Genomic DNA, 18,239 nt, shown 5'->3' on the forward strand with positions numbered 1-18,239 from the left:
TCACTCCTTTATTGAATTGGTGATACGTTGATTTGCTCAAGCAGGTGAAGAACATCCTCCTGCTCACAAAGGTCATCCTGAAACGCTGTAGCACTCCCAGATGCGACTCCGAATCGGAAGGCCTCTGCCAAGGACTTTCCTTCTGAATAGGCAGCGAGGAATCCCGCAACGACGGAATCACCGGCTCCTACCGAGTTTTTGACCGTCCCTTCAGGCACATTGGCATACCATTGTTCTTCGCGGCTCACATATACGGCTCCCTGGCCGCCCATGGAAACGATCACGTTTTCGACTCCTTGATCTACGAGTTTCTTCCCATAAAATGCAGCATCTTCAGGCGTGTGGATTTCTACATTATATAGATCTCCCAGTTCATGATGGTTCGGCTTCATGAGGAACAAGGGCTGGCCGAGAATCTGTGTCAGCGCTTTTCCTGATGTATCAAGAACCACTTTTGTATGATTTCTTCTGCAGATATTCGTGATCTGCTCATAATAATCACCCGGAAGAGAAGAAGGAACACTGCCAGCGAGGACTAAGATGTCTTCATTGGTCAATTGCTGAACCTGATCCAGCAGTGCCTGCTGCATGTCTTCGGACAAGGCAGGCCCCGGGCCGTTGATTTCTGTTTCGTCTCCAGATTTCAGTTTTACGTTTACCCTTGTTTTTTGACCGGTGTTCATAAACTGGTGCTGGACCCCTTCTTCGTCAAGGAAATCACGGATGAAGTCACCGCTGAAACCACCGATGAAACCGAGAGCCCTGGATTGGACACCCATCCGGTTGACGACCCTGGAGACATTAATGCCTTTTCCTCCAGGGTAGAAAAATGTCTGCCCGGCTCGGTTTAATCCACCAGCTTCAAATGAATCCACATGCATGATGTAATCAATGGATGGATTCAGCGTGCAGGTATAAATCATGTTGTCACAACCTTTATATTCGTTTTTTCGGCATAGTCCGTGTATGTCATGCCATTATCATTTGTAATAATATCTGCCTCATGTATGGCTGCGAACTGGGTGAAGGACGTTTCCCCGAACTTGGTATGATCGGCTAATATAAATCGTTCGCTCGAGAGCTGCAGTGTCCGCTGCTTAATCGCTGCTTCCTCTGGGTCCGGGGTTGTGAAACCATCCTCCAGCGTAATGCCGTTCACGCCCATGAAGCAGTTGTCAAAGCGGTACTGTTTGAGGTTCTGTAAAGCTCCTGCTCCTACAACAGCCCCCGTACGGGATTTCACCAGTCCACCGAGTACATACGTTCGAATGCCATGGTCCGTAAGAGCCAGCAGGTGATCCAGACCATTGGTTACCACGATAATATCCTTCTGTTTTAGAAAAGGAATCATTTCGTAAGTTGTCGAACCAGCATCAACAAAAACCGAATCACCATCTTTGACAAAAGAAGCGGCATAGGAAGCGATGGCCCGCTTTTCCTCTTGGAATTTCGTCTGCTTGTCCTTCATGGCCGGTTCATCGGCAGCAGACTGCTTGATCGATGCCCCGCCGTGGACGCGCCGCAGGTGACCTTGTCTTTCCAATTCATCAAGGTCGCGGCGGATGGTTGACTCTGACGCCTGAGTAACTTCGACGAGCTGTTTAATGGATGCGGTCTGATTGTTTTTGACTGTTTCTAATATCCGCTCGTGTCTTTCAGGTGTAAGCATTGGAGTCATCTCCTTGATCTTTATACTTGTATTATAAAGAAAGCCCTTTCAAAAAACAAGCATATTCTTTCAAAAACAATCAAAAAATATCAACACCAATCATGAGCCTTCTAGTAAAGGAAACGGGATGTTCTTGCCGGCTTCCGGCTTTTATGCTACATTTAAAATAGTTATTTGTACGTCTTTAGGAGGTGTTCGAACATCATGGAAACACTTGTTATCACTTTGCTGACCATAGATACAATCGCACTTATCGTTTTAGTACTTTTACAATCCGGAAAGAGTGCAGGGTTGTCCGGAGCTATTTCCGGTGGAGCTGAGCAGTTGTTCGGAAAGCAGAAAGCCCGCGGAATCGACGCTGTTCTGCATAGATCGACCGTTGTAACCGGAGTCCTGTTCTTCGTTTTGGCTTTCCTTACAGGCTATATCGTTTAATGGATGACAGCTGAACGTTAAAAACCACGCGTTTATACAATGCGTGGTTTTTCTTTTTTTAAGGGAAAATATACGGATGCAGCTGTTTTTTTTCTGCAATGATGCCCTGGAAGGTTTACGTGGGTTTTTCTGCTCATCGTTGCTTGAATCCTGTTATGAAATGCAGAGGTTTGTTGAGGGAACCAGATGGGAAGTCTGAATATAGGTTTAACCCTTCCGGCAGACGGATACGCAGAATGTGCCAGGGCGGTGTAATTTTGGTAAAATAGAATACATTGCTGAAAAGAATGAAATTTATCAATATAGGACATAGATGAAGTAAGGAGAGAATGAACATGAAGATCAAACAACCTCAGCCATTTACGTTTGAGGGAGGAGACCGTGCGGTATTATTATTACATGGATTCACCGGCCACTCTGCCGATGTGCGCATGCTGGGCCGGTTTTTACAGAAGCACGGGTACACCACCCATGCCCCTATTTATGCCGGTCATGGCAGAGAGTTTGAAGCTCTGCTTGATGCAAGACCTGAAGACTGGTGGAGCGATGTACAGGAAGCATTGAATCACTTGAGGGAACTCGGATATAAGGAAATCGCTGTGGCAGGATTGTCCCTTGGTGGTGTTCTGGGACTGAAAACCGCTTATTCCGCTCCAGTCAAAGGTCTGATCACGATGTGTTCCCCTGTTTTCTTCGATAACGAGAAACAGCTGACGAAAACGTTCGAATTCAAAGCACGTCAGTATAAGCAGCTGGAAGGAAAAGATGAAGAGACCATTGAAAAGGAAATCCAGGACCTGCTTGATGAATCGAAGGAAATGTTCACAGAACTTGGCGGACTAATCAATGAAGTACATGATAACATTGATCAAATTTATACGCCGACCTTCGTAGTACAGGGAACACAGGATGATATGATCAATACAAGCAGTGCCGATTATATATACGAAGAGGTAGAAACAGACGATAAACAAATCAAATGGTACGAAAATTCCGGACATGTCATTACGATGGACAAGGAAAAAGAAGAACTGCATGAAGATATCCTGCAGTTCCTGAATTCCCTTGACTGGTCCTGACGCGTCTGGTCCTTCACTCAAAAGGAGGTAAGGCAATTGACGACTGAATTAAAACAGCAGATTTTAAACTTATTTAAAGAAACCGCTTCGAAGCCTCTATCTGTGCAGGAATTGCAGGATACGATGGAACTTGGAAGCTCTGAGGAATTTAAAGTATTGATGAAATCCTTAAATGAATTGGAAGAAGAAGGAGAGCTTGTCCAAACGAGGAAGAACCGTTTTGGACTTCCGGAAAAAATGAACCTGATCCGCGGCCGCATTCAAATGCATGCGAAGGGGTTCGCTTTTCTGATTCCTGATGATGAAGACAGCGACGACGTTTATATTCACCATTCCGACCTTCATTCAGCGATGAACAATGATAAAGTCTTCGTCCGTATTGAAAAACGGAAGGAAGACGGATCGCGCCCTGAAGGTGCCGTCATCCGTATATTGGAAAGGGCGACGACAAGAGTCGTGGGTACGTATGAGTCCAGCCGCAACTTTGGCTTTGTCATCGCGGATGATAAGCGGATTCCCAATGATATCTTCATTCCTAAATCCCAGAACAACGGAGCTGTAGACGGTCACAAGGTTATTGTGAATATTACCAAGTTTCCTGAAGACCGGATGAGCGCCGAAGGAGAGGTTGTAGAAATCCTCGGTCACAAAAATGATCCGGGAATCGACATTCTTTCAATCATTCATAAACACGGGATAAAAATTGATTTTCCAAACGAAGTCCTGGAACAGGCAGCAGAAACGCCTGACCAGATCAGCGAGGATGAAATCAAGAACCGCAGAGATCTGCGGGACGAGACGATTGTAACGATTGACGGGGCCGATGCGAAAGATCTGGATGATGCTGTTGCGGTGAAACAGCTGGACAACGGGAATTATCACCTTGGCGTCCACATTGCTGATGTCACCTATTACGTCGGTGAAGGCTCTGCGATCGATCAGGAAGCCAGACAGCGGGCTACAAGTGTGTACCTTGTTGACCGGGTTATTCCGATGATCCCTCACAGGCTTTCCAACGGCATCTGCTCACTCAACCCTCAGGTGGACCGTCTCACTCTTTCCTGTGAAATGGAAATCAGTCCAAAAGGGGAAGTTGTTTCCCATGAGATTTTCCAAAGCGTAATCAAAACAAACGAGCGTATGACTTATAAAGATGTCAACGAAATCTTAACGAACGAAGATCCTGCCTTGATGGAAAAGTATAAAGATCTTGTTCCGATGTTCCAGAACATGGAAAACCTTGCTTCGATTCTCCGTGGTAAACGGATGGACCGCGGCGCGATTGATTTTGACTTCAAAGAAGCGGGGGTTGTCGTAGATGAGGAAGGAAAAGCCGTTGATGTGCGCCTGCGTGAGCGTTCAGTAGCAGAACGTCTCATTGAGGAATTCATGCTTGCAGCGAACGAAACGGTTGCTGAACACTTCCACTGGATGGAAGTCCCATTCATCCACCGTATCCACCAGGAGCCGGCTGAGGATAAGCTGCAGACGTTCTTCGACTTTGTAGCCAATATGGGCTACGTCGTAAAAGGAACGGCGGACAGTGTCCACCCTCAAGCGCTGCAGAAGGTGCTGGAAGAAGTGAAGGGGACGCAGGAGGATATGATCATATCCAAACTAATGCTCCGCTCCATGCAGCAGGCGAAATATGATCCGCAGGGACTTGGACACTTTGGACTTGCTACGGATTATTATACGCACTTCACGTCCCCGATCCGCCGTTATCCTGACTTGATCGTTCACCGGTTAATCCGGACGTATCTGGTAGAAAATAAGGTGGATTACAAAACGCGGAAGCATTGGAAAGACCAGATGCCGGAAATCGCCCGCCACTCCTCGGAAATGGAGCGTGCAGCAGTTGATGCCGAGCGTGAAACCGATGACCTGAAGAAAGCCGAATACATGCAGGATAAAGTCGGTGAGGAGTATGAAGGTGTCATCAGTTCTGTCACCAGCTTCGGCATGTTCGTCGAGCTGCCGAACACGGTGGAGGGTCTTGTTCATGTCAGTACTCTGACTGATGACTATTACCACTTCCATGAGAAGCAGTATGCGATGATCGGGGAACGGACTGGAAATGTGTTCCGGATCGGTGATGAGGTCACCATACGTGTAACCAACGTCAATATTGAGGAAAGAGTCGTTGACTTTGAAATTGACGGGATGAAGCCGCGTAAAGAGCGGAAGCGTCCGGAACGCCCGAAGAAAATTGAATCCAAAGGCCCCGACCGGAAGAAAGAAAAAGAGAAAAAGAAAAACAAACAGAAAGGGAACAAACCTTTCTATAGAAACAAAGGCGTTCCTAAAAAAGGAAGTAAGAAAAAGAAATAGAGTACAAAAGACGCGCCGGAAGGCGCGTCTTTTCAGTATGTAAAATAGTCTGTGTCATCCAGTTGGAATCGGCCGGATGTTGTGGGGAGGGGGGCTCGTTCCGCTTATCGGTGGATGCTTGTCCCGCGCATAGCTGAAGTTCCCACAGGTGTCACAACCGAACATTTTTTTTTCACAAGACCGGGATGGGCTGCGCTGTTGCCGCTTGCGTGGGAAAAGGTGAAGGAGCAGGCGCTGATGACGGCTGCCTCCGGAATATGAAAAAGACTCTCCTCCATCCAGCAAAGGTGAGCGGGTGAAGGAGAGTCTTTTTTGATGTTAAAGAATTCCCAAAGGGGCTTTCGATCCTGGCGGTAAGAAAGAAAAAAAGCTTGTAAAGAAACAGAGGCTTCTCTACAAGCTGAAAAGACGAGTCTTTAGTTTAGGCACTTAACGTGTGCTGAACATTGGCAACATCTTTTTCGTTTAAGTGGCGGGCAGACTCTTCAAGGTCCAGATCCACATAGGTGGACCATTGAGAGAGTTCCTCTTGCGGAACAATATGGTTGTTCAAAATGTGGCCTTCCTTTTCAGAACGGATGTGGTAGGAAATGAACAATTTCCCTTCCATCAATTCTCGATCGTGGGAAACAGAAACAATCATCCAGTTATCTTTTACAGATGATTCCCAATCAGATGCCAGCGCATCTTCAGCCGTAAGCTGATACACAGATGGTTCGTTATGATCAAAAAAGACAATGACGCCTTCTTTATCTTTTGTAATATATCCAGGGTTCTTCCAGGAATGACGTTTCAAAGCATGACCTTCATCTAACATTTGTGCGGCTTTCATAAAGTCCATTGCAATAAGTCCTTTCTCGTGGAAATTTTCACCTTATGGATTTTATAGACTGCAAACGCTTCCTGTCAACCGTTAGAATGAAGTTTTCACCCATTGTCCATATAAGATCCAAGGATCCTGTACATCATAGGGAGTCAGGTCAGGGATACTTTTAAATCCCAAGGGTGAAAAGTCGATCCAGCATCCCGTATTACCGGGGTTTTGTTCCCAGTGTTTAAGGACCGTTTCGAAAAAGCCGGGCTGTTCATAATGATCATCCCAGAAATATTTAACGTGGGAGTAATCGTATTTCTTTGTGTCATTTTTGATGATGATGAACCGCTGGTGGTCGGGACTGATATAGAAAGAAGAGTCACCGAGGTATTGATCAGTGAAAAAGGCTTCATCATAAGGGAAGGGATAATAACATTCATAAGGGAAAGTGCCGAGAGCGTTGCTTTTTAACGTCTGAAGGAGCTTCCGCTTATCTTCCAGATTATGGACCGTCCTCCACGCTCTCCCTTTGGTGTGTCCAGTGAGAAAATCCGGCCGCTTTAAAGTAAGGTAATGACTTACAGGACCTTGGTCAAGCCCGAGCTTTCCAAGGACCCTCCTTGCTGGAAGGTTTCCGATGTGTGTGTTCGCACCAAGCCACCGGATGCCGGGGGAGGTGGTTAATTCGTTAATGATGGCGGAGAGAAGGTGGGTGGCGTGTCCTTTAGCCAAGTACCGCTGGTCACTGCGGAGCCTCCCCAGCATAGCAAACTGCTTCTTTCCAAATAAGCTGTAGCCGGCTACAGAGAGCATCCGTCTATCTTGGAATAAGCCGAACAGTCTATGCTCTTCAGAGGTAACAAGGCGCTCAAAAATCCGGACGACGTAATCGTCCTCAATGCCTGTTTCCATCGCCTGAAGGCTGTATATATCATCCACGGTCAGCGTTTTGACCTGGAGCACCTGATTCATCGATTCTGCCCCTTTCTTCTTCTTTTTCCACCTTTATATTCTCATAATTCGAATAAGGAAGTCTATGGAGAGGCATCCGCTTTCATCAATAGGTTATCCGTTGGAATCAACGAAGTCGGCGTGGTACAATAAAGGGACGTAACAGAGGAGGAAGTCACTATGCCTAGAGGAAATGGAAAGACATTGGCTCAGAATAAAAAAGCCCGCCATGACTACACGATCGAAGAAACATTTGAAGCAGGTGTGGTTCTGCAGGGCACAGAAATCAAATCGATCCGTAACGGACGGTTGAACTTAAAGGACAGCTTCGCCCGTATTCATAAAGGAGAAGTATATCTGCATAACATGCACATTTCACCATATGAACAGGGCAATATTTTCAACCATGATCCTACACGGGCGCGTAAGCTTCTGCTGCACCGTAAGGAAATCAACCAGTTGATTGGACAGACCCAGCAGAAAGGGTATTCCCTTGTCCCTTTGAAGGTCTATATTAAAAACGGCGTCGCTAAAGTTTTAATCGGCCTTGGTAAAGGGAAGAAGAAATATGATAAGCGTGAAGATTTGAAGCAGAAACAGCAGAAGCGGGAGATCGACCGCGCAATCAAGGAAAGCTTGAAGTAAGCACGCCCCTTGAAAAAATATTTTAATATGCTATAATAGTTATTGTCGTTAATTCGACAAGCAAGACGACAGCTTGGCTGTTCTCTTTAATCCTAACGGGGACGTTACGGATTCGACGGGGATAGGTCGAGCCCGGGTCGCGAGTCGAGTGACGTCTCGTAAACCGTCATTTGCCTAAATATAACTGGCGAATCTAACGAAAACCTAGCTGTAGCTGCGTAAGTAGTCTATAGCTGATCCTTCCCGGCATCGCCCATGTGCTGGATGAAGGGTCTCAAACTGAAGTGGGCTACGCGTTTTTCCACCGCCTGAGGAAAAACGAAGAGACTAAACAGGCTAGCTGCTTGGAAGCCTGTTGATAGGCCGAAGAGACAGTGAACTATAAATATATCAACTACGCTCGTAGAAGCCCGGGTGCCGATATCTCCGGACGTGGGTTCGACTCCCACCGTCTCCACCAATACATATATTGGTGGTTTTTTTTTATGGGTAAAAAAGAAAGCGCATCCAGTGTGCTTCCTGATTTTTAACAAAAGTTCTTATGTGTCATCTGCTATAACGGTTCAATAACGTTTTGATCCCTGTGTCTCTAACCGGGAATCCTTTTAGTACCGGGGAACCTTGAGAGCGCGGAGGCTTCATTTAGAATTCCGGGTGGTGCTTATGCCTGTGCTGAAGTTGCGGATGTATAATTATACGCATTTTATAAATGACAGGGTGACCGATCAGTCAAAACGGTATTCTTTTACTGGTGGGGCACTATCTGTTGACTACCTGGTCACTTGTGTGTATGATAGAGTCATAATCATATAACGTCCTTCTAAGGGGAGTAGCTTTTACGGTAACGTCGTCATTACAGAGACTTGTCTCTCGGCTTTATCGGCAGCAGACGCTGTTAGCAAGACCTTACCACTATGGTACAGGTCCCTTATTGTCTGAAACGATCTGTACCTTGTACAGGTCGTTTTTTATTTCTTTAAAAGGAGAGGAACAGAGTGAACTTACAATCCATGAAAGTTTCCATGCCAACGTATATGTCTAAGGAATTCGAGAAAATGGAGAAAATAACAGAACCAAAAACGAAAAAAATGCGGAGGTATTCGCTTGTTTCTCTATTTATGCTGCCGATGGCTGTGTTTAATATCATCAGCCTCGTCTTCTTCACTGAGACGATGGCGGTCGTCCCGGTTCTTCTGTTTAGTGCCGCGGGGGCTGTGGCTTTAGCCCTTCAAAAAGAGGTGAAGGTTCTCTTGAAAGAAGTGCAGGAAATGATGGTCAGTTATATGAAAGAGCGGATGGATAAGGCAGCAGGGATGAATCCGATCCGGCTCAACCGATTCAAAACACAACTGGAAGAAAATCCGAACCAATCCGTTAAAGTATTCGCAGAATTTCTCGAAGCAGAAAGAGAGTGGTCAGGGAATGAATAAGGAAGAGGTCGTAGAAATGACAAAGCTGCACATAGGAGAGTGGAAGGACCTTTTAATCTTGTATAAATTTGGTCTGGATGAAATCAACACAAAGTTGAAAATTCTTAACGAAGAATTTAAATACTTGTATAACCATAACCCTATTGAGCATTTAAAATCGAGAGTGAAGGACCCTGCCGGCATTGCAGAAAAGTTGAAAAGAAAAGGCTGTGATCCTACTAAGGAAAATGCACGGGAATATGTTCAGGATATCGCAGGGATAAGGATCATCTGCTCTTTTGTTTCTGATATCTATAAGATTTATGACATGCTTGATCAGCAGGATGATATCCATGTGATCGAGGTGAAAGACTACATCGAAAAACCAAAACCGAACGGCTATAAAAGCCTCCATCTTACTTTGGAAGTCCCTGTGTTTTTATCCAATCGAACGGAGATGGTCAAAGTTGAAGTTCAGATCAGAACGGTAGCGATGGATTTCTGGGCAGGTATTGAGCATAAGCTGTACTACAAATATGAAAAAAGCGTCCCCGATCATCTCGCTGGAGAGCTGTTGAAGGCTGCGGAAACTGTCCATGCGCTGGATGACAAGATGAGCGGTTTGAAGAAAGAAGTCGATATGTTGGAAGCGTCACACGTTTAACCAATGAAAAAGGTGAGGTGGGCAAAGATGGAAAAGCACACGGTCGATAAGAAGCGGGACACGTTTATCAGCCGTCTTAGAAGTCAGGGTGTGAACATACAAGTGACGTCAAAAAAGAAAAAAGAGGTAAAGCCGCTGCTGGACCTGGATGTACCGAAATGGAAAAATGCCTTTCATTGATAAGAAAAAGCCGCCTTCAACGGCGGCTTCCTTTTCTACATATAATGGGCGCGGATTTGTGTGGACAGGTCTATATATTCATCATATCTTTCCAGGTTAAAGACCATTCCTTTTATAACGGCTGGTCTCGGTGCTTCGGATTTCAACTCCTGAAGAAGAATGTCTGCTGTATCTTTCAAATCCACATCATCCCTCTGGGCATAAATTTCTTGAAGCTGGAAGACAATGTCTTCCAGCTGGTTGAACTGGTAATTTTCAGGGATAACCCGTTTAATGACTTCGTCTGTTATGACGGGGCAGTCATGGCCGTTTTCAAACCCTTCCATAATAGCATCCATTTTGTTGGCTATTGACTCCGCGACCTTCAAAAGACTGAACTCCATTTTATCCATAATCATAAGGTCCATGTACGTTTTGAATAAGCTCTGGACGGTCAGGCTCGCTTCCCAGGCGTAGGGTTCTGCCTTGGTCCCGTAAATGGCAAGGATGTGGTTACGGTAGAACAACACGGAATGATACCGCATCCGTCTGATTAAATTCTCGATCATATCATTGAACGGGATCACCTGCTCGCGTACCTGCATGATGATGAATTCGCGGTGGTCCGCCACTTCCTCCATGGACACCTTCAATTGATGGATGAATTTCTCCTTTGGCGGCATAGGGGTGGAAGATACTTCGTTGATTCTCTTCTGCATCCGCCTCCAGTAATGTTCGAACAATTCGTAAAGAAGGTCATCCTTTGTATCAAAGTGAAGATAAAAAGCTCCCTTGGAAATATTGGCTGCTTTGGCGATTTCCTGAACGGATGTAGAGCTGAATCCTTTTCTAGCGAATAATTTTATAGAAGTCTCGATGATATTGAGTTTTTTCTGATCCATATAGATAGCACCTTTCAAATAGTGTAACACTTGACTGGTGACTGACCGGTCATGTATATTGTAGAACGTGATGACCGATTAGTCAATTAGAGGGGGAGAATATAAAGTGAAGAAGATCATTGATTTTTCAATGAACAATAAGTTTGCTGTCTGGTTAATGACTATTATTATAACAGCAGCAGGGCTCTATTCGGGCTTGAATATGAAATTGGAAACCATACCTGATATTGAACCGCCGATTATAACCGTAACAACGGTCTACCCAGGTGCTACTCCAGCCGAAGTAGCCGGAGAAGTTTCGGAACCGTTGGAACAGCAGGTTCAAAATTTAAGTGGAGTAAAAACGGTAAGTTCGAGTTCTTTCCAAAACGCTTCAAATATCCAGTTGGAGTATGGATACAGCAAGGATTTAGATGAAGCTGAGGATGAACTGCAGGAAGCTGTGGATTCGGCTGCGCTTCCGGATGATGTGCAGGAACCGGACGTGTCCCGCATCAACTTCAATGCTTTTCCAGTCTTAAGTATGAGTGTGATCAGCGAAGGACAGAGCCTTGAAGAACTGACCGCTGAGGTTGAAGATTCGATTAAACCACAGCTGGAAGGTCTGGAAGGTGTTGCAGATGTACAGATATCCGGACAGCAGGTCCAGGAAGTGCAGATGTCCTTTGATGAGGAAGCTCTTGCTGAAAGAGGCATGGATCAGGAAACTGTGCAGAATATCATCCAAGGGTCGAACGTGACGTTCCCGCTCGGGCTTTATAACTTTGATGATACACAGAAGTCTGTCATGATTGATGGCAATGTGTCTTCCCTTGAAGATTTGAAACAGCTTGAAATTCCTGCGATCCCATCCCAGAGTGATTCGTCCTCTGCTCAAAGTCAGCAGGCGGCAGGAGCAGCGCAGGGGCAGCAGGGCGATGCCGCTGCAGCTCAGCAAGGGGCAGCCGATGCTCAGGCACAGCAGGCCGAGGGGGTTCCAACTGTTCAGCTTCAGGACATTGCGGATCTTGAGATTGTTGGACAGACGGAATCGATTTCAAGAACCAATGGGGAGGAATCCATCTCCATTCAAATTGTAAAATCACAGGAAGCAAACACCGTGGACGTGGTGAATCTTGTGAAGGAAACGACCGAAGATCTTGAAAGTGATTTAGATGGTCTTGAGTTTATCTATTCCTTTGACCAGGGAGAACCGATTGAAGAATCTGTAAGTACGATGCTGAACAAAGCGTTGTTCGGCGGATTGTTCGCTATTCTTGTCATTCTGTTGTTCCTCCGTAACTTTAGAACAACACTGATTTCTGTTGTGTCCATTCCATTATCACTGCTGATCGCGATTCTTATATTGAATCAGATGGACATTACCTTGAACATTATGACGCTCGGAGCCATGACTGTGGCTATCGGCCGGGTTGTGGATGATTCCATTGTTGTCGTGGAGAACATCTACAGGCGGATGGCGCTTAAAGACGAAGAACTTGAAGGGAAGGCTTTAGTTCGAGCGGCTACGAAAGAAATGTTTATGCCGATTCTTTCTTCAACCATTGTAACGATAGCGGTATTCCTTCCGCTTGGATTAGTTGAAGGTGTCGTCGGTCAGGTATTCCTGCCGTTCGCGTTAACGGTCGTCTTTGCACTCCTTGCTTCCTTAGTGGTTGCTGTTACGATCGTACCGATGATGTCTCATTCCCTTCTTACGAAAGAAAGAGCTCAAAAGGGACACCAGGAAGGCCCGGGTAAAATTGCGAAATGGTACCGCTCAGTATTAAACCGTGTGTTAAACCATAAGATTATTACTTCTCTAGTAGCTGTAGCTATTCTCGTTGGAAGTATCGCTCTTATCCCTCTTGTAGGGGTCAGCTTCCTTCCTTCAGAAGAGCAGAAGATGGTCATGCCGACGTACAGCCCGGCACCGGGTCAGACGATTGAAGATGTTGAAGAGATTGCTTCCGAAGCCCATGAATACTTTGACGGGCGGGACAATGTGCAGACGATTCAATATTCTGTCGGTGGAGAAAATCCGATGAGCCCGGGAGCATCCAATCAGGCAGCCTTTTTCGTTGAATATGACAGCGAAACAGAAAACTTTGAATCAGAAAAAGAGCAGGTGCTCGAAGACTTGAAAGCGATGACGGATGAAGGGGAATGGGCAAGTCAGGACTTCTCCTCCACAGGGTCCAGCAATGAAATTGAAGTTCAAGTCTTTGGTGACAATACGGATGAAATCAAGCCATATGTAGAAGAAGTACAAACACTGCTCGAAGATCAGGATGAATTGAAAGACGCTTCCTCCTCTCTTTCCGAATCGTATGAGGAATATACACTGGTTGCCGACCAGGAAAAAATGAGCCAGCTCGGTTTGACAGCGGGTCAATTGGGAATGGAGCTCAGTTCCAATGGTGAACGTACAGAAATCACCACCATTCAGGAAGATGGAGAAGAACTTCAGGTGTACCTGGAAGTAGAGCAGGACAATTACAGTAATATTGATGATTTAACCGATAACGAAATCCAGTCACCACTAGGTACATCTGTACCGATCAGTGAAGTCGTAGAAGTTGAAGAAGGCACGACTGAAGATACGATCAGCCGCCGGAACGGCCAGGTGTATGCAAGTGTCAGTGCCAAGACGACAACGGATGATATCGGATCTGTATCTGCAAGTGTTCAGGAAGAGCTGGATCAGATTGATCACCCGGCTTCCATTGACCTATCCATCGGTGGTGTGACGGAGGATATTAACGAGTCCTTCAGTCAGCTTGGATTAGCCATGCTGGCAGCCATCGCCATTGTGTATGTTGTGCTGGTCATCTTCTTTGAAGGTGCACTCGCGCCATTTGCGATCCTGTTTTCTCTTCCGTTTACGATCATCGGAGCAGTAGTCGGCTTACTGATTGGCGGAGAAACGTTAAGTATCTCGGCTATGATCGGGGCTCTTATGCTCATTGGTATCGTCGTAACGAACGGTATTGTATTGATTGACCGAGTCATTCAAAGAGAAAAAGATGGTTTCTCTACGCGTGAAGCGCTGCTTGACGCAGGAATGACACGTATCCGCCCAATATTGATGACAGCTCTGGCAACAATCGGAGCACTGCTTCCATTAGCCCTCGGCTTTGAAGGCGGCTCGATCATCAGTAAAGGACTGGGAATTACTGTCATCGGTGGTCTTGCAAGTTCCACATTGTTAACACTGCTGATTGTACCGGTTGTGTATGAGATGCTCAGTAAAATTGGTAAAAAGAAAAAAGCATAAAGGATTGTAATGAGGAAGACTCCACGGGGAATCGTGGAGTCTTCTTTTATGATTTAAATCGGAAAAAATCATCTTCTTTCCACCGGCAGCGTCATGCAGCGGATGCCTCCGCCGCCATTTTCCAATTCGTCCACATCGATACGGATGATGTTTTTCTTTTTCAACTTTTCATGATGAAGCACTTTCTTATGGGCTTTCGTACTTACCAACAGAGTGTCCGGGTTCAGATTCAGAAAATTAATATCGGCTACGGTGTGCGTTATCTCATCTGTCCAAAAAATGTCATATCCGTGACGAGGAATGAAGTCGTCCATCATCATATAGGATCTCTCTTTAGCTGTGAAAACGTGAACGGGGAAGTACTTCATATAACTTTTGGCGATAAGAAGATCGTGGGCCGCTACATTACAGTTCATATCCATGTGCATCGTATCCCCCCGTCTTGGAAGATCGATGACACCCACTTCAGAAAACCCTTCCTCCCATAGGCGCGGAAGCAGCTTCAGGACACTTTCAAAGCTCGTCCGAAGTCCTGTGTTAATAAAAACCGCCTCTTTACTTAGAACGAGGACATCACCAAACTCAAGAGCGTTGGTCTCATTATTGGCTTGAAGTGAGAAACGGTCTTCAGGGAACCAGTTTTCAAAAAGTTTGTGGGCATACAGGTATTCCGGTCTTCTCATGGATATGCCGGCTTCACCGGGAACGACGAGCGTACCAAAAACACAGGCGAGATCCCTTGCAAAAACCCGATTGATCAATCGGGCATGAAAGGCTTGATCAGGCTCAGGGAGATGGCCGGAATAATCAATGACCTCCACACCTTCCCGAGTCATGGCTTCTGTCATCTCTTGAAAAGCCGCAGCCGTTTTCTCAGGGTTCACCGGCTTTTCCCACTGCACATCATCGGCTGCTGCCTGGGTGGGAATCCTGGTCGTAGAAGGTGAACACATAATCACTTTTTTTAATTCGTCATATTCATTACAACAAAAGGGGTGTATGAGCATCATGATCACGTTCCTTCCTCATTCATTCCTTATTACTTTTTCCGAAATGGTGAAAGACATTCCCGGAACGATTTACATAAAACCTCCGCTTCACATCAAACTAGATATAAAGGAGGGAAGCGGCTGTGAAGAAGGAAAGTACCCAGGGAACACTAACATGGTGGCAGATGTCGTTTATAGGAATTGGATGCATTATTGGAACAGGTTTTTTTCTAGGTTCCAGCATAGCCATCTCGAAAGCAGGCCCCCCCGTTATTTTCGTCTACCTTGCGGCTGGTACCGGAACGTATATCGTTTTCCGCTGCCTTGCTGCCCTGACGGCGGCACACCCTGAAAAAGGATCGTTTCGTACGTACGCCAAACAGGCCTTCGGATCATGGGCGGGGTTCAGCAACGGGTGGGTGTACTGGTCGTGTGAAATGTTGATTATGGGCAGTCAGCTCACAGCTCTGGCCATCTTTGCCCAATTTTGGTTTCCGAAGCTTCCATTGTGGGTGTTTGCTCTTGTGTTCGCCCTTTTAGGTCTCCTTGTCATCTGGCTTGGTGTGCGCAAAGTGGAGCAGATGGAAAACATGTTCGGAATCATTAAAATATCCGCTGTTCTTATGTTTATTATCATTGCCGCTTTAGCCTTGACAGGGGTGATTGACCGTTCGGCTGGTACCGCCGATGCGGCCGGTGTATTCCATAATTTTTTTGAAAAAGGCTGGACCGGTTTGTGGGTGGCCCTGCTTTATGCGTTTTACGCCTTTGGGGGGATTGAAGTGATGGGATTGATGGCGGGGGAGTTGAAAGATCCAAAGGATGCCCCTAAATCAGGCACGTTGATGCTCATCGTATTAACCGTGGTGTATATGGCGGCTTTTTACTTCGTGGTTACGTTGACGTCGATTGAAAAAATAACGACCGATGAAAGTCCGTTTCTAACCGCTCTTACCGGCTATTCACTCCCCTTGGTACCGCATGTTTTCAACGCTGTCCTTATTATTGCCGGCTTTTCCACGATGGCAGCTTCTCTGTATGCGGTCACTACAATGATCATGGCTTTAAGTGAAGAAGGGGATGCACCTGGTATCTTCATCCAGAAGGAAGAAGGAAAGGTATCTAAACCAGCTTTCGTTCTTACAATTTTTGTTGTCGTCCTGTCCATTATTCTGGCTGTTCTATTACCGGACAGGCTGTTCGAATACGTGACGACAGCAGCGGGTTTGATGCTTTTATATAACTGGGCGTTTATCCTGCTTTCCTACCGTAAACTCATGGGAAAAGGGTTCAGGGATGGTTTGTTCGTGTGGACGGGACTGCTGTTTTTAGGTCTGGCCGTGAGTGGAACACTGATGGATTCTATGACAAGGATCGGTTTTTTTGTAAGCCTTGCTTTTTTAGCCGTCATTGCCCTTGCGACGTGGATCAAATTGAAGAAAGCCCCTGAATCAGGGGCGTAGGCTCCTGGTTTTAGCCAGGAAAGGACATTGGGGTAAAGAAGTATCATCATCACGTAGAAAATACTGTTCCCATTCATGGTTATCTTCCTGACCATACCATTTTAAGGCTGGATGGGCGGGAAGGTCGTCGTAGTCAACGAGTCGCTTCCGGATGACATTTTTAAGGCGTCGTCCGTAAGTGGTCGAATCATTGATATCTTCAAACACCCATCTTGGCTGAAAAGCAAGCAGCAAGGAAGGAAAACACCGGCTGTTTCTTTTTGTATGGGCGGGAGTGGCACAAAAGGCGAAATAAGGCTCTCCGTGAAAACAGAATTCCCAGGAAGGATCTTCGGGATCCTGCGAAATATCCTCGGGCCATTCTTTCTCGTCAAGAGCATGGGTTTGATTGAGCAGGGTCCAGAACACCTTCTCGTAATCCTTGATTTCAAGCTGATCTTTCAACAGCGCCCTTGTGTCACAGAAAACGACAAGGGATGTATAGCTGCCTGTCTGCCGGGAAACTTCACCGTAGATTTTCAGGAGTTTCCCCAGTTGCTCAGAAGCGGAAGAACTACGTGGGTCTTCTAGAAAACCAAAACGCAGCATCCCGTTGGTGTACCCCTGGATGCCCGGGACGCAGGGGTAGGCATGGTCCCTGCTTGTCAACATGTCACCAAACGCGGTAAAGGAACGCTCCTGCCAGGTTTCCAGTGCAGTCTTCGGGTTTTCTATCTCTTCTTTTGTGTAAAGCATCAAAATCTCCCTCCTGTAGTTACATCCATATCCTATGGAGGAGGGAGAGAATGGGTGACTGTCTATCCCATCAACATCTGTACAGCCTGAACACCGAAGTAAAGACCGAATCCTATTAAAATGATCCCTGAAAGGATTGAGATGGAAGAAAGAAGGCGGGTGGTCAGCCATTTTCGTGCTCCCGAAGCGGCCGAGGCCATCGTGATATCCCAGATCATGATACCGATAAAGATCCCTCCACTATAAATAAGGAGCTGGGTCTCCTCGTACGTGGAGGATATTTCTGCGAGGATGGAGCCGTAAATGCCAACCCAGAATAAAATGTTCAAGGGATTGGATAAAGCCATGAAAAAGCCTGTCCGGAATGATCTCCCCCGGGAGCCTTTTGAAGGGGCAGACCGTTGGGCAGCCGTATTCTTCGCTCCTGCGATACTTTCTACACCTGTATAAATAAGGACAAAAGCGCCGAACGACCACAAAAAGGTTTTGATGAGCGGAATCTGTACGTAATCAGCGAGACCAAAATAAATGAGCAGCATAAACAATCCGTCTGCAGCCATGGCTCCGACGCCGACGAGCCAGGCATGAAAGAATCCATAGCGGATACCTTTATCCAATTGAGCCGCATTGATAGGACCGACGGGGGCGGATAACGACAGGCCCAGCAGAATATAACTAAAAAACATAAATGCCTCCTTGTATGTAGAACTTGTCTCTATACTACATAAATATGAACAT

The 18,239-nt window shown here is 46.1% G+C and carries 17 protein-coding genes and 1 other RNA gene; 10 read left to right on the plus strand and 8 right to left on the minus strand.

The window, feature by feature from the left end; all coding sequences use genetic code 11:
• Positions 1-8: 8 nt before the first annotated feature.
• The gene (pfkB, locus tag ACXAJH_RS11815; RefSeq protein WP_474971078.1) at positions 9-923 is read right to left on the minus strand and encodes a 1-phosphofructokinase; all 915 of its coding nucleotides are present in this window, start codon (positions 921-923) and stop codon (positions 9-11) included.
• Complete coding sequence (locus ACXAJH_RS11820; protein WP_474969359.1) at positions 920-1,669, minus strand: DeoR/GlpR family DNA-binding transcription regulator; 750 nt, start codon at positions 1,667-1,669, stop codon at positions 920-922. Before ACXAJH_RS11820 ends, pfkB begins: the two co-directional genes overlap by 4 nt.
• A gap of 204 nt (positions 1,670-1,873) precedes the next feature.
• Here ACXAJH_RS11820 and secG point away from each other — a divergent pair, with 204 nt between their 5' ends.
• The 3 genes from secG (at position 1,874) to rnr (ending at position 5,514) form a co-directional block, all read left to right on the plus strand.
• Positions 1,874-2,104, plus strand: coding sequence for a preprotein translocase subunit SecG (gene secG, locus ACXAJH_RS11825; protein ID WP_027956357.1), 231 nt, complete (start codon positions 1,874-1,876; stop codon positions 2,102-2,104).
• Positions 2,105-2,439: 335 nt separating this feature from the next.
• On the plus strand, positions 2,440-3,183 hold the full coding sequence (locus ACXAJH_RS11830) for an alpha/beta hydrolase (protein ID WP_474969358.1): 744 nt from the start codon (positions 2,440-2,442) through the stop codon (positions 3,181-3,183).
• Positions 3,184-3,219: 36 nt separating this feature from the next.
• Entirely contained in the window at positions 3,220-5,514 is a 2,295-nt protein-coding gene (gene rnr, locus ACXAJH_RS11835; RefSeq protein WP_474989662.1) for a ribonuclease R, read from the plus strand.
• A gap of 421 nt (positions 5,515-5,935) precedes the next feature.
• On the opposite strand, the gene ACXAJH_RS11840 is transcribed toward rnr, so the two are convergent.
• The gene (locus ACXAJH_RS11840; protein ID WP_474994058.1) at positions 5,936-6,355 is read right to left on the minus strand and encodes a Thoeris anti-defense Tad2 family protein; all 420 of its coding nucleotides are present in this window, start codon (positions 6,353-6,355) and stop codon (positions 5,936-5,938) included.
• Between the two features lie 72 nt (positions 6,356-6,427).
• The gene (locus tag ACXAJH_RS11845) at positions 6,428-7,300 is read right to left on the minus strand and encodes a GNAT family N-acetyltransferase (RefSeq protein ID WP_474969355.1); all 873 of its coding nucleotides are present in this window, start codon (positions 7,298-7,300) and stop codon (positions 6,428-6,430) included.
• A 159-nt stretch (positions 7,301-7,459) separates the two neighbouring features.
• Between ACXAJH_RS11845 and smpB the strand changes: the two genes are divergently transcribed.
• The 5 genes from smpB to ACXAJH_RS11870 all read left to right on the plus strand — a co-directional run bounded on the left by smpB (position 7,460) and on the right by ACXAJH_RS11870 (position 10,177).
• Positions 7,460-7,924, plus strand: a complete 465-nt coding sequence (smpB, locus tag ACXAJH_RS11850) for an SsrA-binding protein SmpB (protein WP_027956362.1) — start codon at positions 7,460-7,462, stop codon at positions 7,922-7,924.
• A 97-nt stretch (positions 7,925-8,021) separates the two neighbouring features.
• Positions 8,022-8,384: a transfer-messenger RNA gene (gene ssrA / locus ACXAJH_RS11855) on the plus strand.
• Between the two features lie 535 nt (positions 8,385-8,919).
• Entirely contained in the window at positions 8,920-9,354 is a 435-nt protein-coding gene (locus ACXAJH_RS11860; protein ID WP_474969354.1) for a DUF5392 family protein, read from the plus strand.
• The gene (locus ACXAJH_RS11865; protein WP_474994059.1) at positions 9,347-9,997 is read left to right on the plus strand and encodes a GTP pyrophosphokinase; all 651 of its coding nucleotides are present in this window, start codon (positions 9,347-9,349) and stop codon (positions 9,995-9,997) included. Before ACXAJH_RS11860 ends, ACXAJH_RS11865 begins: the two co-directional genes overlap by 8 nt.
• 27 nt (positions 9,998-10,024) lie before the next feature.
• Positions 10,025-10,177, plus strand: a complete 153-nt coding sequence (locus ACXAJH_RS11870) for a hypothetical protein (protein ID WP_474969352.1) — start codon at positions 10,025-10,027, stop codon at positions 10,175-10,177.
• A gap of 35 nt (positions 10,178-10,212) precedes the next feature.
• Here ACXAJH_RS11870 and ACXAJH_RS11875 read toward each other — a convergent pair whose 3' ends face one another.
• On the minus strand, positions 10,213-11,058 hold the full coding sequence (locus ACXAJH_RS11875; RefSeq protein WP_474971082.1) for a TetR/AcrR family transcriptional regulator: 846 nt from the start codon (positions 11,056-11,058) through the stop codon (positions 10,213-10,215).
• Between the two features lie 106 nt (positions 11,059-11,164).
• On the opposite strand from ACXAJH_RS11875, the gene ACXAJH_RS11880 reads away from it, so the two are divergent.
• Positions 11,165-14,314 (plus strand): efflux RND transporter permease subunit, encoded by a 3,150-nt coding sequence (locus tag ACXAJH_RS11880; RefSeq protein ID WP_474989660.1) that lies wholly within the window; start codon positions 11,165-11,167, stop codon positions 14,312-14,314.
• 68 nt (positions 14,315-14,382) lie between these two features.
• Here ACXAJH_RS11880 and ACXAJH_RS11885 read toward each other — a convergent pair whose 3' ends face one another.
• Positions 14,383-15,324, minus strand: a complete 942-nt coding sequence (locus ACXAJH_RS11885; RefSeq protein WP_474969348.1) for an arginine deiminase family protein — start codon at positions 15,322-15,324, stop codon at positions 14,383-14,385.
• 122 nt (positions 15,325-15,446) lie between these two features.
• Here ACXAJH_RS11885 and ACXAJH_RS11890 point away from each other — a divergent pair, with 122 nt between their 5' ends.
• A complete protein-coding gene (locus tag ACXAJH_RS11890) occupies positions 15,447-16,766 on the plus strand; it encodes an amino acid permease (protein ID WP_474969347.1) in 1,320 nt (439 codons plus the stop codon).
• Here the strand turns inward: ACXAJH_RS11890 and ACXAJH_RS11895 are convergent.
• Positions 16,755-17,501: a YqcI/YcgG family protein gene (locus tag ACXAJH_RS11895; RefSeq protein ID WP_474994061.1), complete on the minus strand. Its 747-nt coding sequence runs from the start codon at positions 17,499-17,501 to the stop codon at positions 16,755-16,757. The two genes, ACXAJH_RS11890 and ACXAJH_RS11895, sit on opposite strands and share 12 nt — an antisense overlap.
• Before the next feature lie 62 nt (positions 17,502-17,563).
• A complete protein-coding gene (locus ACXAJH_RS11900) occupies positions 17,564-18,187 on the minus strand; it encodes a LysE family transporter (RefSeq protein WP_474989656.1) in 624 nt (207 codons plus the stop codon).
• Between the last annotated feature and the right edge of the window lie 52 nt (positions 18,188-18,239).

It is taken from the genome of Halobacillus sp. ABD4_316 (assembly GCF_056161385.1).